This window comes from Paenibacillus sp. J22P15, assembly GCF_056269345.1.
On sequence record NZ_JBWDNT010000003.1, the window covers coordinates 195,062 to 210,651 of the forward strand.

General features: G+C 41.4%; 13 protein-coding genes and 5 pseudogenes. 14 read left to right on the forward strand and 4 right to left on the reverse strand.

The genetic code is table 11. The annotated features are described in order from the left end of the window. Nucleotides 1-22 precede the first annotated feature (22 nt). The 7 genes and pseudogenes from AC0YN6_RS09225 (at nt 23) to AC0YN6_RS09255 (ending at nt 4,386) form a co-directional block, all read left to right on the forward strand. A pseudogene (locus tag AC0YN6_RS09225) lies at nt 23-412 on the forward strand (tautomerase family protein). A gap of 47 nt (nt 413-459) precedes the next feature. Then, nucleotides 460-909: a GNAT family N-acetyltransferase gene (locus AC0YN6_RS09230; RefSeq protein WP_475746475.1), complete on the forward strand. Its 450-nt coding sequence runs from the start codon at nt 460-462 to the stop codon at nt 907-909. A gap of 69 nt (nt 910-978) precedes the next feature. After that, nucleotides 979-1,491: an AAA family ATPase gene (locus AC0YN6_RS09235; RefSeq protein WP_475746476.1), complete on the forward strand. Its 513-nt coding sequence runs from the start codon at nt 979-981 to the stop codon at nt 1,489-1,491. 127 nt (nt 1,492-1,618) lie between these two features. Then, nucleotides 1,619-1,807 (forward strand): annotated as a pseudogene (locus AC0YN6_RS09240) (GMC oxidoreductase); the annotation flags it as partial. Then, nucleotides 1,776-2,498, forward strand: a pseudogene (locus AC0YN6_RS09245) (YheC/YheD family protein). The pseudogenes AC0YN6_RS09240 and AC0YN6_RS09245, both read left to right, overlap by 32 nt. Nucleotides 2,499-2,858: 360 nt before the next feature. Continuing rightward, nucleotides 2,859-3,335 (forward strand): UPF0158 family protein, encoded by a 477-nt coding sequence (locus tag AC0YN6_RS09250; RefSeq protein WP_475746477.1) that lies wholly within the window; start codon nt 2,859-2,861, stop codon nt 3,333-3,335. A gap of 196 nt (nt 3,336-3,531) precedes the next feature. Further along, nucleotides 3,532-4,386: a methyl-accepting chemotaxis protein gene (locus AC0YN6_RS09255; protein WP_475746478.1), complete on the forward strand. Its 855-nt coding sequence runs from the start codon at nt 3,532-3,534 to the stop codon at nt 4,384-4,386. 164 nt (nt 4,387-4,550) lie between these two features. Here the strand turns inward: AC0YN6_RS09255 and AC0YN6_RS09260 are convergent, their stop codons facing one another. Together AC0YN6_RS09260 and AC0YN6_RS09265 are read right to left on the reverse strand one after the other, a co-directional pair. Beyond that, nucleotides 4,551-5,444, reverse strand: a complete 894-nt coding sequence (locus AC0YN6_RS09260; RefSeq protein WP_475746479.1) for an IS3 family transposase — start codon at nt 5,442-5,444, stop codon at nt 4,551-4,553. Further along, a complete protein-coding gene (locus AC0YN6_RS09265) occupies nt 5,429-6,106 on the reverse strand; it encodes a transposase (RefSeq protein ID WP_475746480.1) in 678 nt (225 codons plus the stop codon). The genes AC0YN6_RS09260 and AC0YN6_RS09265 overlap by 16 nt, the downstream gene beginning before the upstream one ends. A 276-nt stretch (nt 6,107-6,382) precedes the next feature. Here AC0YN6_RS09265 and AC0YN6_RS09270 point away from each other — a divergent pair, with 276 nt between their 5' ends. From AC0YN6_RS09270 to AC0YN6_RS09300, 7 genes are all read left to right on the forward strand, one after another. Further along, complete coding sequence (locus AC0YN6_RS09270; RefSeq protein WP_475746482.1) at nt 6,383-7,066, forward strand: hypothetical protein; 684 nt, start codon at nt 6,383-6,385, stop codon at nt 7,064-7,066. 406 nt (nt 7,067-7,472) lie between these two features. Continuing rightward, entirely contained in the window at nt 7,473-8,417 is a 945-nt protein-coding gene (locus AC0YN6_RS09275) for a helix-turn-helix transcriptional regulator (RefSeq protein ID WP_475746483.1), read from the forward strand. Between the two features lie 104 nt (nt 8,418-8,521). After that, nucleotides 8,522-9,706, forward strand: coding sequence for an epoxide hydrolase family protein (locus tag AC0YN6_RS09280; RefSeq protein ID WP_475746484.1), 1,185 nt, complete (start codon nt 8,522-8,524; stop codon nt 9,704-9,706). An 82-nt stretch (nt 9,707-9,788) separates the two neighbouring features. Beyond that, on the forward strand, nt 9,789-9,998 hold the full coding sequence (locus AC0YN6_RS09285) for an SDR family NAD(P)-dependent oxidoreductase (RefSeq protein WP_475746485.1): 210 nt from the start codon (nt 9,789-9,791) through the stop codon (nt 9,996-9,998). Beyond that, a complete protein-coding gene (locus AC0YN6_RS09290; protein ID WP_475746852.1) occupies nt 9,947-10,516 on the forward strand; it encodes an SDR family NAD(P)-dependent oxidoreductase in 570 nt (189 codons plus the stop codon). Before AC0YN6_RS09285 ends, AC0YN6_RS09290 begins: the two co-directional genes overlap by 52 nt. Before the next feature lie 248 nt (nt 10,517-10,764). Next, the gene (locus AC0YN6_RS09295) at nt 10,765-11,544 is read left to right on the forward strand and encodes a DUF5694 domain-containing protein (RefSeq protein WP_475746486.1); all 780 of its coding nucleotides are present in this window, start codon (nt 10,765-10,767) and stop codon (nt 11,542-11,544) included. Nucleotides 11,545-11,772: 228 nt separating this feature from the next. Further along, complete coding sequence (locus tag AC0YN6_RS09300) at nt 11,773-12,357, forward strand: GNAT family N-acetyltransferase (RefSeq protein WP_475746487.1); 585 nt, start codon at nt 11,773-11,775, stop codon at nt 12,355-12,357. Nucleotides 12,358-12,712: 355 nt separating this feature from the next. Here the strand turns inward: AC0YN6_RS09300 and AC0YN6_RS09305 are convergent. After that, a pseudogene (locus AC0YN6_RS09305) lies at nt 12,713-13,978 on the reverse strand (IS110 family RNA-guided transposase). Between the two features lie 656 nt (nt 13,979-14,634). Further along, nucleotides 14,635-15,581: pseudogene (locus tag AC0YN6_RS09310) on the reverse strand (IS110 family transposase); the annotation flags it as partial. Between the last annotated feature and the right edge of the window lie 9 nt (nt 15,582-15,590).

Here is a 15,590-nt window from a genome sequence, read left to right on the forward strand (position 1 = left end):
ATAGAAAGGTGAGATTAGTAGAATGGCTCAAGTGAAAATTTTTGGATTGAAAGAAAATTTAAATCCAATCAAACAACAATTATCAGAGATTGTACATTAGTTGCATCGTGGATGCTTTTAAACTGCCTTCCGATAAGAAGTTTCATCGTATTTTCCCCATGGAGAAAGAAGATTTTCATTACGCTCCTGGACGTACTGAAGCATATACGATTATCGAAATAAGTGTTTTTGAAGGCCGCTCCGTAGATTCGAAAAAGCAGTTAATTAGGTTGCTCTTTGAAAATATTCATGTTCAATTACATATTTCTCCTGAAGATATAGAAATAACGATTTTGAGAGTCCGAAAACAAACTGGGGTATTCGGGGCCTACCTGGGGATGAACTGCCGCTTAATTATAATGTTAATGTGTAGCATACCAGTAAAATGACTATTACCAATTTCGATTAGGAGGAGCGGGAATGAGTAACAATGCAGTTATTAGACAGATCAATCGAGATGAGCTGCCACAGTTACTAGAGTTGTACAAACATCTACACGAGGATGACCATGTGCTGGCTCTCGAAGAACTTGATTCTGTATGGACGAGAATAGTTAGCGACCCTAATATGTATTACTTGGTAGTCGATATTGATGGCCTATTAGTGGCTTCCTGTGTTTTAGTAGTTATCTCAAACCTAACAAGAAATGCAAGACCATATGGTCTAATTGAAAATGTAGTTACTCATCGTGATTACAGACGGAAAGGTTATGGAAAGGAAGTGCTGCAGAAAGCGTTAGAAATGGCGTGGGAACAGCATTGTTATAAAGTGATGCTGCTTACAGGTTCAAATGAAGAAGGAACATTATTATTTTATGAGAATGCAGGGTTTAAAAGAGGTGTGAAATCGGCTTTTATTGCCACTTCATAAACATTGTTGTTATAGCAGGTACCTAGCCATTTTCAAGATTCTAGACTGATAGAATGGGAGAGGTGTATCATGGATAAAAAAATACCATTGTTTATCGTGACAGGGGCAAGTGGTTCAGGTAAGACAACCGTCATTAAGGAACTGCGTCAACAGTTACCTGAAGTCGATGTGTTTGATATTGATAGCATTCAACCGTTTATAGGAGACGATTGGAGTCGGATTCGAAATATATGGTTTCGTATGGCAAGAAGCATTGCTGAAAGTGGGCGGATCACGGTCATATGTGGAACACTAATGCCCTGGGATGCTGAAAAGTGTGAGGATTATAATTTTTTTAATCAAATCTATTATTTGAACTTACATTGTGATGATGCAACTCGTGAAATAAGATTAAAAGAGAGAAATTGGTCGGATGATTTAATTGAAGAACATAAATCCTTTGCAAAGTGGTTGCTGGAAAATGCACATATTGCATATAATCCTCCGATGCCTACAATCGATACCTCTAATATGGAGATAAAAAAAGTTGCTTTGCATATCACCGAATGGATACAAAGTTATAGCACATATAAGCAGGTTTGAATAAAACGAAAGAATATGCCTCATATCACCCTATAGCCATATCGGCACAAGTGCAACAAAAATGTCCCAATTTCGTCTTTAACTGTTAATTACAATTATTGGGAGCAACAACAAAACTATCTCTATTGGCGGGCAGTGTCGGATGGGACGGAAGATTCAAGAAGGGGTTGTCGATGGATTCCTCAATGTGTTTGGTACCAAAAATTTTAAGGTTGCCGATCTGTCCATTGCGCCTATTTTACCGGATTGTCAGCCGTCCACCGCTGCTCAGATGATCGGACTAAATGCGGTGCGGTTTATTCAAGCAAATATTTAAGGGGAAATCTATAAATGCTCGCCCTCAAAACAAGTGGGTCAAGTTCAAGGTGTTGCGCGACACGAAAAAGCTTGACCGGTATTTGCCTGAAACCCAAAGATTTTCAAGGAAGTCTTCATGGAATTTTATGGGTAAATACGGAACGGTGATGCTTAAGCCGTATCTCGGAAAATCCGGGTACGGCATAACTCAAGTTTATCCATTAGAAGAGAATCGGTATGTGATACGATATGAAAACAGAAGAATCATCATGGACGGTAAGCGAGCTGTCTTTGGTCAAATTTAAAAAATGACCCGCCATTCAAAATATATTGTACAACTCCGTATATGTTTGGATGAAATTGGTGAAAGCCCGTTTGATATAAAAGTGCTTGTACAAAGAAAAAAACGATTGACATGGAAAGTAAGCGGTATGCTGGCGGTTGTAGCTGAACGAGACTATATTGTTACGAATGTTTCCAGAACAATACTTCCAGTTAATAAAGCGATTGCGCAAATACACATGAAGCCAACTCTGACCCGAAAATTGTTAAAGAGCATAAAAAAAGTCTGTTTATTGGCAGCAAAACAACTAAATGATTATTATCCGTTACAAAACATTATAAGCTTTGATATTGGTTTGGATCATCATGCTAAGGTTTGGATCATTGAGGCTAATTTTAAGCCTCTGAACCATGTTGATAACGTTTAACTGCTTGTAATCTTTCATCTGCACTAAACTTAGCCATACAAAAACTGCACCTCCAATGTTAGATGGTGTCTAACAATTGGGGTGCAGTTCAAAGGGGCCGGCTTTTTTATGCAATGAATTGCTTAGCGAACGATTATTTCCGTTTCGTGAGGTGATTCCACATAGAATGAGCGGCTTATTGATAGTGTGTTACGTCGCGCTTCATTCGAAAATCTCCGTTTGGTAAATGATGGGCTCAACTAACTGGGAACGATAGTTGATAGGGAGTTGCATGTTCTAAATCAGCTCCTCTTTGATTTTTTTTGGTGTTTTGAATAAACTATATTGTAAAAAGGGATTTCATTGAAAGGGCAGGGCCAAATGAAGAAAAAAGCAGCAGTAAAATTAGATGATTTAATTAATGAGATTGATATTCAAATGGACGAGACCTTTACATATATAAACACTCATACGGGAGAAGTTATTACATTAACAAGAGAAGAGATAAGAGCCGCAGAAGATGAAGAGCCCCTTGAAAAGTTTCCGGATTGGCAAAGAGAGAATATCGAAAAAGCCATAAAAATTATTGAAGATGAAAATGATGCTTACTTGGATTTCACACTAAGAAACGAGTACCATGAGTACGAAATAATAGAAGAATTTATCGGAACATTAAGCGAAGATGATGTTAGAGAAGAATTATTTGGAGCTATTCAAGGAAGAGGGGCATTCAGAAGATTTAAGGACGGGATCATAGAACATGACGTCGAAAAACAATGGTATGAATTCAAAGAAAAAAAGTTAAAGGAATTAGTTATCGAATGGTGCGAAGCGAAGAATCTTGTAATAGAGGAATGAAGCAAAACAAATTTTATCAAGAAACAAGAGTAGTGGTAGAATAACATTGGAAAAAGCTGACTAACGGGCAGGTTAGCTCAATCCATCCATCATAAAAAAAACTCGCTTGCTACTATATAGGTAGGGTAGCGCCAACAGGACCTCAGGTAAAATTGGATCACGTATTAACTTAAAGTATTGGAGAGTGGGATGTCACATGAAAGACAATATCCATCAAGACTTAGCTGTATTATCATCGATTCAAAGACATTTAGCTATAATATTGTTTGACACGCAAGGGCAGGTGTTATGGTCGAATGAACTTTTCGTTTCTGCAATGGGATATACGGTTGAAGAAATTATTGGCACTCATCATCGGAATTTCTGCTTACCTGAATTTGCTTCTAGTCAAGCCTATGTTGATTTGTGGGATGGCTTGCGTCAAGCAAGAGCCTTTCAAGATAAAATTGTACGAGTTACTAAGGACGGACGAAAGTTAACACTAGAAGCAAGCTATATGCCTGTTTTTAAGGATAGTCATGTGGAAGCGGTTCTTAAGATTGCAACTGATATTACAAAACGTGAAACCGTTATCCAGCAAAGCACATCGGAACTAATGGCAATGGTGGAGGAAATGACTGCCAACACGGATGGGGTATTGGAAGCATCGAATCAGATTCTATACGATATGACGAGGCTTAATAAGGAGTCTTCGTCGGTCAATGAACAGGTTAAAAATATTCGATCCGTCACTGCCGTTGTCAAAGATATTGCTTCACAATCCCATCTATTGGGTTTGAATGCTGCTATCGAAGCTGCCCGAGCCGGTGAACACGGACGCGGCTTTGAAGTAGTTGCTAATGAAATCAGGAAAATGGCAAGCACTAGCAAACAATCAGCAGAAAACATTAACGACCAGTTAATCGAAATAACAAAATCTGTGTCGTCGATGATGAAACGGATCGAAGAGACTACGGGTCATATCTCCGTCAACTCCAATGCTATTGGTGAACTAAAAAAAGCGTATGATCATATTGCTTCTACCACCGATAACCTGGCATCCTCAATTTAAAGGTTAAACATTTTTGCAGCCTTTGGGAAAATGTACAAGATAAATAAAGTATTAGACTAGACAGCGGTACTTAACTAACGGGAAACGTTAGTTAAACATAAAATGGAGCAGTTGCAGTGTGAACTGCACCCCGTCAAGTAGACAGTACAAATAATAAAAATCAATTAAGCGGCCTTGGTCCTAAATTCCATTGGACTGAGGCCGTTTAGTTTTGCTTGTAACCGTTCGTTATTGTAAAAGTGGATATAGGTCTCGATGTCCCTCGAAAGCTCCTCAAAAGTATGGTACGTGTGCAAATAATACTTCTCACATTTCAAGGTCCCCCAGAAAGATTCCATTGGACCGTTATCAATGCACCGTCCAACACGGGACATACTCTGGATCATTTTATTGTCATCCAAGAGCTCCTTAAAGCCCAAAGAGGTGTATTGGAAGCCTCGATCACTATGAAGCATGGGGCTGCTTCCTGGGGCTGCTTGTAGGGCTCGTTTTAACGTCTGGAATACAAGCGGATTGTTATTGGAACGCCCTAATACATAGGAGACGATGGATTTATCATGAAGGTCGAGAATCGCGCTTAAATACGCTTTTTGGCCATTGCCGTACTTGAATTCCGTTACATCGGTGAGCCACTTTTCATTCGGTGCAACGGCATGGAATTCGCGGTTTAGTATGTTCTCGGCCACCTGCTGCGGAGTGGCGATCACGTAACTCTTTTTCTTCCTACGGATAACTGACTGGATCCCCTGTACCCTCATCAGGCGGTAGACGCGCTTATGGTTAATCGGTCTTTCCGTTTGGCTGCGCATATGTAGCGTTAATTGACGATATCCAAAGATGCGCTCAACTTTCTCGTAAATGGACAACATGACATGTGTCAGTTCTGCGTTCTCCTGTTCACGGGAACTGGGTTTGCGATTTAGCCACTTGTAATAGCTTGAGCGTGGGATTCCTGCAATTTCACACAGAAGCTGAACGCTGAACAACGCTTCTTCCCGAAGCGCTTGAATGGCAAGATAGACGTTCTCTTGGCGGTATTGACTTAGTTTTGCCTCCATTGGAATTCCCGTAACTTTTTTAGAAACGCATTCTCCGCCCGTAGCCGTTCCATTTCATATTCCATCTTCTTCATCTCGAGCTTTTGGTGATCTGCCTCCGATAACTCTTCCAGTGCTTTCTTTCGTCCACGGCCATCCTTTAATGCATCCTGACCGCGGTATTCGAACTTCTTCACCCATTGGTACACTTGCTGGTAGGAGACCTGAAAATGTCCCGCTGCCTTATGAATGTCACGCTGATGTGTTAGGCAGTATTGGACAATATCGATTCGTTCCTGCCAAGTCGTAGAACGCCCCTTCGTCATCGCTTTCGCTCCCCTTGAATAGGCTATTAAGCTGCTACGATGATTATACTGCTTAATCCAGTTAGAAAGCTGCGTTCTACTAGAAATCTTGTATTTATCGATGATCTGATACGAAGACATTCCCCCCTCAAGGTAATCCTTCACTGCTTGGAGCTTAATCTCAGCACTGTAACTTCGATTATGAGTACGACTCTCTAAACCTTCATATCCGTACACCTTATAACGACGTTGCCATTTCCATAAGGTCCCTGTATTAATGCCGTGTTTTTTGCCTACTGCATTAACACCTATCTCACCATTCTCGATTTCTTCTAGGATAGCGAGTTTCTCTGAGGCAGAATATTGACGTCTAAGCATAAAAAAGCCCCCCTTTCAGTAGCAGGTTTTATTATTTCACCTGTCTACCGTAAGGGGAGCATATCAGTCGGCAACTGCTCCATTTTTCATTACGCTAACGGGCAGGTTAACGCAACAAAAGCAGGCTTCCGAAAATATGGGAGTATGTTAAGTGTTGTTGAGTGTAGAAAATAGAATTAAATAGAATCTGACTAAACTGGAATCATGTGCTACAATGTGGTTCAATTGGGCGACTAAGAATTATTAGAATACATTTGATCAGAAAGGAAGTACACTTTGCCAAAGCACATAAAGATCTACGCACTACTACTTATCATTATCATATTAATAAACGTTGCAGTGTACAGACATTTGGAAAACCAGTCATCTGTTAAATACAACAGCCTAAATTCACTGTATCAGCTGAAGAACGACTCGGCATTTGCCTATTTAGTGAAGCACGCTTCTGAAACGATTCCGCTTGCTGACACTTTGATGGCAATCAGTGAGTCGAAGGAAAACGAAGATCCTGCTAAGATTCGACAATTGATTGATAAGGCAAAGATACAAGCAGAAGAAATTGATGAGCAACTGTTAACACTCATTGAATTTAGCGATAACTACACAAACAACGCTGTCCCTAAGCTTTTAGTTAATAATACGGCAATGACAACGGATGAGCAGCAGGACATGTTTATTCTTGCTCTTGAAGCGCGGGTATGGGGACCGTTATACAGTATAAGCTACTCGTATTGGAAGTCTAATCCTAAAACGATAGACGCCAAGACTAGAGAAACCTTGCACTTGCTGGCGATGGAGCTCCGTGCATTAGACAAGACAATTGCGTCGTTTAAGGAAGACGCACATCGCATGTTTTTCCAAGAGCAAGTAGCGCCTTATAAAGCGGAGATGCTGCGGCAATTGAAACCACACCTTGAAAGATTGAAAAAGATCCAAGATGATTTTTCAGGACATAAATAAGTCGAATGCGTTGAATGAGTTCACCAGGAAGCTATCGGAATTCGACCTTAAATCATTCAACTAACGGGGAACGATAGCTTAATAAACACGAAGAAACGGCAGCCAAGTCCATGGTTGCCGTTTTCTCAACTAACGGGCAGGATAAAGGAATAAGCCAATCAAGCGTAGATGTATTATAGCACGGTTTTATTAACTGGGGATTGATCATTTAAGATGATATCTGAAATCGTGGTTTCAAAAAAAAGGAAAAAACACTGGTGAATTTTCTAATCCTGACAGACTATTGTCTACAATGAAAGTTTATTATACAAGTAAGAGCCTAATTACCCGCAGGAGTTAAAGCATCGTATTAGTGGAACTGAAACATTTTATTAACCAGTTACCTTATTGAATTGGGGGGACAACAGTGAAACTTGAGCGACTTATGGCCATTACGATCCTTCTATTAAACCGCAAACGCGTACAGGCCCAAGAATTGGCTGATCGTCTGGAGGTTTCATTGCGTACGATTTATCGCGATTTGGAAACATTGAATCTAGCGGGAATTCCCATTATTTCGTACACGGGAGCAGAAGGCGGATTCGAAATCATGGAAAACTTTCGATTGGATAGGCAAATGCTTTCATTCAATGAACTTATTTCCCTCTCTACAGCTTTGCGAGGCCTTCAATCTACACAGGCATTTAGCAACCAAAAATTAGACGGGCTGCTCGACAAAGTTGGCGCATTGGTCTCGAAGGCAGAACAAGGTCGTATGGCTGGTGCTGATCAGGTCATCATAGACTTAAATCCGTGGAAAAGAAGCTCTTCAGAACGAAATAAGTATGACACGCTGCATAAAGCCGTAAGTGATAAAAGGCTGATCCGTTTTACATATACCAACGGACAAGGGGGAGAAACAGAACGTTGTATTGAACCTATGGGGCTGGTGCTCAAAGGCTACACGTGGTATCTTCACGGTTATTGCTTAAAACGAGATGATTACCGCATGTTCAGGCTTTCTCGGATCCGGAATCTACTCATTCTTGAGGATACGTTCCAGCGTCGAATGGTGACGCTGTCTGAGTTGAATGAAAATTGGAATCCGCAGCGTGATTCCAAGATGGTCGATCTGGTGCTTAGATTTACAGGACCGGCTAAGGTTCCAGCAGAAGATCATTTTGATGCGGATGAAATTGAACGGCAACCCGATGGTTCGCTTATCGTTCGGGTCCGATACCTGGATAACGACTGGTTAATCGGCTTTTTACTTCATTTTAGAACGGATTTGTTCATTCTTGAACCCTCGCATATTGCTGCAGCTGTACGGAAAAGCGCCTTGGAGATAGCTAAACTTTATATCGATTGTTGACACACTGTTGTCAATAAGCATGGTTTATTATGAGTTTAAATAGAGAGAACATATTAATCAGTTACAAGATAATACATAGAAATTTGAGGAGGCTTTCCAAAAAAATGACTCATTCAGAACAACAAATTGTACTCAGTGGCCACCAGAGCACTGAGATCAAGCCTTTCCGTATTGATGTTCCGCAGGCTGATCTTGATGAATTACGAGACCGTTTAACCCGTACACGTTGGCCGGATGCTTTAGCCGGTGTAGGCTGGGACTATGGTATTCCCGTTGATTACCTCAAGGAACTGGCGGAATACTGGAGATCCAAATATGACTGGCGCAAACACGAGGAATCTCTTAACAAATTCCCGCAGTTCACCACCACCATAGACGGACAGAACATACACTTTCTGCATGTACGTTCCCCAGAACCAGATGCAATGCCGTTGATCATCACACATGGTTGGCCCTGTTCGATCGTTGAGTTTATGAACATTATAGGACCGCTCACCGATCCCCGTGCTCATGGCGGTAATCCGGCAGATTCTTTCCATGTCGTCATACCTTCGCTACCCGGATTTGGCTTTTCTGGACCGACAACCGAGGTAGGGTGGAACATTAATCGAGTAGCCAGAGCTTGGGCTGAACTGATGCGTCGACTAGGTTATGAACGTTACGGCGCTCAAGGTGGTGACACCGGGGCAATGGTTTCTCCAGAGCTTGGACGATTTGCGCCAGACTCTGTCATTGGTATTCATGCAAGCGGGCTTACAACATTCCCGTCCGGAGATCTCACAGAATCGCTTGATTTAACTGAAATCGAGCGAGCGCGCTACGATACGTTGACTCAACAAAGCTATGAGACAACGGGTTATGCGATTATACAATCTACACGACCTCAGACGCTTGCCTATGGTCTGACTGACTCGCCCGTCGGTCAGCTTGCTTGGATAGTAGAGAAGTTCAAGGAATGGACAGACCCTACAGCAAATCTTCCGGAAGATGCCGTTGATCTCGACCACATGCTAACAAATGTCTCATTGTATTGGTTGACCGGAACGGCAGGGTCATCGGCACGGATTTATAAAGAGGAGGCGAAATCCTGGGGCATGCCTGCTCAACGCTCTATGGTTCCTACTGGTGTTGCGGTTTTTCCGAAAGACATCTCGATCCGAGGTATTGTCGAACGTGAGCATAATGTCGTGCACTGGTCGGAATTCGATCGCGGTGGTCACTTTGCGGCAATGGAAGCACCTGACCTGTTAGTTAATGACATCCGAAAGTTTTTTGGTCAGCTTCGCTAAGACTACCCGGAATGTTGTTATGAAGCTCGAATCTAAAGTTAGAACATTCGAAATTAAATAGTAGGATGGAAGGAAGAATAGTATGAATCTACAGGGGAAAGTTGTTATCGTTACCGGAGGCGCTAGAGGAATTGGAAGTGCTGCATCAAAATTATTGGCCCAACGGGGTGCGAAAGTCGTTGTTAATTATTTAAAAATCAAGATGCTGCCTCCGATATTCGATCCAGCGGCGGAGAAGCCATTGCTCTCCGGGCGGATGTTCGTGATTCACACCAATTTACAAAGCTCGTAGACGCTACTTTAGAAGCTTTTAAGAAAATTGATATATTGGTCTGCAACGCGAATATGAGTTTCACTGCAAAGCCCTTTGCCGAAATGAATTGGGAGGAGTTCTCTCAGAAATTAAACGATGAACTAAAAGCAGCATTCGTGACGACTAAATCCGTTATTCCGTTCATGATTGAACAAAAGTTCGGACGTATCATTTATGTATCCAGTAGTTTAGGTAAGGATCCCTCGCCTTCCATGATCGCTCATGGAACGGCAAAAGGAGGGTTGAATACCTTTTCCGACTATATTGCCCAAGAATTCGGTCCACAAGGGATTTCAGCCAACGTGGTTGCACCGGGACTAGTGCAAACCGATGCGACGGCCTTTTTGTCAGAGGAAGAGAAACAAACCATTAGTAGCTTCACATCACTGAGGCGTGTGGCGGAACCTGATGATATTGCAGGTGTTATTTCGTTCTTGGCAAGCGACGATTCGCGTTTTGTTACCGGATCGTATACCCCTGTTACTGGGGGGCTGTAACTGGAGTCCAGTGTCATCTGATACTACCAATGCCAAAGTACGTTTATGAGACACCCGAGAGAATTTGATAAAGTTAGCTAATCAACAGTTATTACGCTAACGGGTAACGATAGCACAATGCTGAAGGACTGAAGGACTGTCTCGTGCCAGCCCTTCGCTACGCTAACGGGCAGGATAGTTACAAAAAAAGGAAGATGATTAACGGTGTGGAATATTAATACAAAAGACCGTAATCTGGGGGGGGAATAATGACCAACTCACAAATTTCATTGGATAAACCTAAGATATTAGTTCTGGGCACATTTCATATGGGGTCTACACCAGATATGTTTCCAAAGGAATTAGATAATAACCTAACTGATAAAAGGCAACAGGAGATTCTCGAAGTTGTAGAACTAATTAATAATTTCAACCCGACAAAAATCGCAGTAGAAGTTGAAAGACAGAATAACGACACAATCAATGAAAAGTACAAGTGTTTTCTAGCTGGACGATATGAATTGGAAAGAAGTGAGGTCTATCAACTTGGTTTTCGAATAGCCGCTTCTTTTAATCATGAAGAAATCTTTTGTGTGGATTGGATGGGGCAAGGCGGTACAAAGAGTGTTGGAGAGGTTTATGAATGGGCTAAAGAACACCAACCTGATGTTTTTACTTCTCTATTTAGTTGGATACAAAACAGCTATCTAAAAGATAAAGAAAATGAATACAAAAGTGTTTTAGATATGTATCGTGATTGTAATGACCCCATATTTTTAGATCAAAACCATAAGATGAATTTGAACATGTCTCGTATAAAATCAGCAGATGAATATTTTGGTATGGACTGGTTAACTTGGTGGTACAAACGAAATTTAATAATGTATTCAAATCTTTCCGATTTAGTAACTTCTTTGAATGAGCGTATCTTGTTTATTGTGGGAGCATCACATGTTCAGATACTCTCAAATTTTTTAAAGGAAGGCGGACTGTTTGAGCTTGAATATGCTCAAACATATTTATTCGAAAATACATCTGCCTTAAACTAACTGAGAACGATAGCACAATAAACTACACCACGAGGCTGCCACAGAATGAACGGCAGTCCATTACGCTAACGGAGAACTATAGTTGAACAAATAAGGGGCAGTTTGCTGTGGCAGCTGTTCCCTTTCTTTATTAAACTAACTGGCAGGATAGAGACAGTAACATATAGAAATAAATTGTAAATCTTGCGAGCTGCTAGTTTCAAATTCTACATATTGAGGAGATAAATTGTGCTGATACATAAAGGAACAGTTCCGATAAAAACGAAACGGCTGGTTTTACGTAAGTTTGCAATGAACGACAAACATGCGGTATACCACAACATGACAAGTGATGCTCAAATGACAAAATATTTGTCGTGGGAAACTCACGAATCGCTGGAAGAAACGGCTGAAATGCTTACCAAATGGATATCAGGATACGAAAATCCCGAGTTTTACCGTTGGGCGATTGAGTTTGAAGATGAAGTGATAGGTTCTGTTCATTTGCTTGATATATCAAATAAGTCATGTCGTTGCGAATTGGGCTATTATATCGATTCAAAATGGTGGAATATCGGTATTGTAACGGAAACCGCGTATGAAGTCATGAGATTTGCATTTGAAGAACTAGGCATGCACAAAATAGTAGCATGGCACCATGCAGACAATGCTGCATCTGGACATGTTATGAAAAAGCTTGGAATGGTTCTAGAAGGGACACTTAGGAAAGATACACTACTTAAGAATGGAACTTTTAGCGATGTAAAAACATACGGGGTATTACTTGAAGATTGGAACAATATGAAGACGTTAAGCTCCCTCGGTATAATTTGATTTACTCACGCAAGCTCGTGTATTCGCAGGATTTCACCCACCTTGAGATTTGGTTGGTGAATGAAGAGAGCCAGGTTTGCTAAGATGTACGGTCAGAAGGCGTGCGGGAATAGAGTAGGGAGTAGTCCTACCCAATTTGTTCCACTTACTGCACGTATTCTCCACGATACCCCTAGCGATTTTCACTCCTATGTCTCAACGGGTCAAATGCCCTTTCATTCCTTCGTTACACCTATCTAAGGGGTGGAGGTCGGTCTTTCTAACGGAACGGGTCGGAGCCCTTTTGCGTAACATCTACCGATACTCCGTGCTTTCTTTGTAATCCTGCGAATAAACCAACTTGCGTGAGTTGTTATTAAGCTGCCAATGCAAAGACTTTACTTGGGTTGTAGGCTTCATCGCTGCGCGCCATTCCGACTAAAAGACGGGCCAGCTTTCCGCATAACTTCATGATGGACTTCATCTTTTTAAGCTTTTTAACCTGGACGTTATGTTGATGCAAAGCCTTAAATTCTTCGTTACACATGACCATGCACATCGTGATTAAATAAAGGAAGTGTCGAAGGCGTGGTCGGCCTCGTTTACTCAACGACATCTGCCCTTTCCATTTTCCCGAACTAGCTTCGGTCAAATTTAGACCTGCATGACGCAGTAGTGCGTTACCATGCGTGAAACCGCTCAGATCGCCGGACTCCCCTAGAACACCAGCTAAAGAAGTCGCACTTACGCCTGTAATAGCTAGGATTTTTCCTGTATACGGGACACGCTCAAGCACTTCCTTGACCTCATTTTCGATTCTCTGAAGTTGTTTACTTGCTAAGTCATATTCCTCAAGAAGCTGCTCAAGATGGAGCCTGTATGCATGAGTTGCCTGCTGGGAACCAACCGTTCGATTGGCTAGCTCAATGAGCAATTTAGCTCTACGAATACCGGAATGCCGTTTCATGCAATTCCTCCAACCTGCGATTATGTCGTCAGGCTCTAATTTACATAGGTCAGCGGGAAGAGGAAACAGTCGAAGCGTCGCTAGTGCACCCTTGCAAGTCAAGATTTTAAAGACTTGTCGAAGTTCAGGGAAAACAATGTCGACCCATCGATGGATCTGATTCACAGCACTTACAAGCCGTTTAACAACGGTTTCTCGGTTTGCCATAAGGACCCGCAATTCTTCGTATTCTGTGGAATGGAAACGGACAGGAGAATAGTAGCCGTTCTTCACCATGTCTGCGATAACTAGAGCATCCTTTTTATCACTTTTGGATCGTGTATTGTCACGGTTTTCTTTGTTCTTCTTAACGAGGTGAGGGTTAACGAGCACGGCTTCAATCCCTCTGTCTTTAAGCTAACGAGCAAGGCTGAGCCAATAGTGGCCTGTAGGCTCCATACCGACCATCATCTTGATTAGCTTGTACGATGCTAGTAAGTCTCTGATCCAGCGATCAAAAGCTCGGAAGCCCACCTCATCGTTACTAAATTCCAATGGGTTACCCAGGGCAATGCCGCGGAAGTTAACGGCTCTAGCAACGTGGGTCTCCTAAGCAATGTCTACACCGACAACAAGATGATTAACTGTAATGTTTTCAATGAGTTGATTTTGCTTATCTTGTGATTTAAACTTCATAGTAGAGCGACCTCCTGATGTGGGATTTTAAGGGCTGTAGACCCGTTTCGTACTCCCATCGTACAGGGGCGCTCTTTTTTATTCAAAGTCCAAATTTTTCGTTCCACAGGAATTCTAACGGGGAACGATAGTGCAATTTAAACATGCCGCCAATAATTCGGCAGCATGTTCAGCTAACGGGCATTATACTAGATAAAATTACTATTACTTGTACAAGGGATTCATATGATAAATTAAAATCAAAACAAATATAAGATAAAAGGTAGTAAGGTGAACATTTATGAAAACCAAGTTACTTGAGGTAGTAATTTGCATTGTGCTAGGCTTTTTTTCAGGGTTGTTGCTAAGTGGGACTGGGAGACATATTGAAGAAAGTGGAATTCAAATTTTGCTCGGATGCATCTTTTGGATATCTGTCTTTTCTTATCTCAGAAATAAATGAACGACTTTTTATTATGATAAAGGGGAAATGTACCGCAATAACTTTCAGGAGAGGGCAACCAGTATTATTGGCTGCCTTTTCCCCGTTATACCAGCTAATAGCTTGTCAAGATTATCGTAAAGTGAAGCTACATCATGTGATATAGTTAAAATAGGCAAGCCAAATAACCCTTCAAGTCAAACAGTGTTTTGGAAGGTTCAACCAATTAGCTTTATTAAGCTGGACGGAATACTTTTTTACTTTTTAGGATAGCATGGAGCCAATGAACTAGCTTATTTGCACATGCGACTAATGCCACTTTATGTGGCTTACCCTCAGTTCCTTTACGTTCGTAAAATTCTTTGAGTCGAGTGTTGCGAGAACGAATAAGTCCACACTGAACAGCCATCATTAGCGCGCAACGTAGCTGTCTGGAACCACGTTTTGTGATTCGGTTTCGAGTCGCTGTAAACTTACCGGAAGCAAAGACACTTGGGTCAATGCCTGCAAAGGCGAAACCGGGGATTGACCGAATTAATTCATACTCTTCAATTTCTTCAGCCAGAACATCTATGTTCTGTTCCAATTCAATAAGATGCTCTTGGTACTGAAGAATCAGGGTAATAAGGACTTTCAAATTAATCAAGTGGCTTGTGTACTTGGTTTGCTTAAATGGATTTTGTTTTGCCGCATTTAGCAGCCGTTGAACGTCTTGGTTAATCCATTTCTCTAAACGTCCACGTTTCGAAGATAGCAGATCTTTCATTTTAGCTTTTATTGTATCTTAGTCTGTAGCAAAACCGAATATTAGGTTGGTAATTCACTTAAAAATGTAGTGAAATGCCTGAATACATAGCTCCAAAGACACCTTTGTAAGCAGGGAAAACCTGATCTAAAATAGCTTGGAATTGCAGTTTAGTCTGCACGCATATCTTTAAAAGAGATTCATATTGCCTTGTTAGATAGCGTAGATTGAGCAGTTGTACACCCCTTTTCTTAAAAGGTTCAAATTCTTCCTTGTAGTACAACTCCCCCAAAAGGTAAGCGTCAGCAGCATCCGTCTTTACTTTACGAAGTTGAAACTTTCTAAGCCGGTTTGAGATTAGCTAAACTATCACGAGTATGCTCGAAATGGAACGTCCTACGGAATGGTTTTCCGCCCTCTAAAAAGGCTTGTCCATATCATCGCTT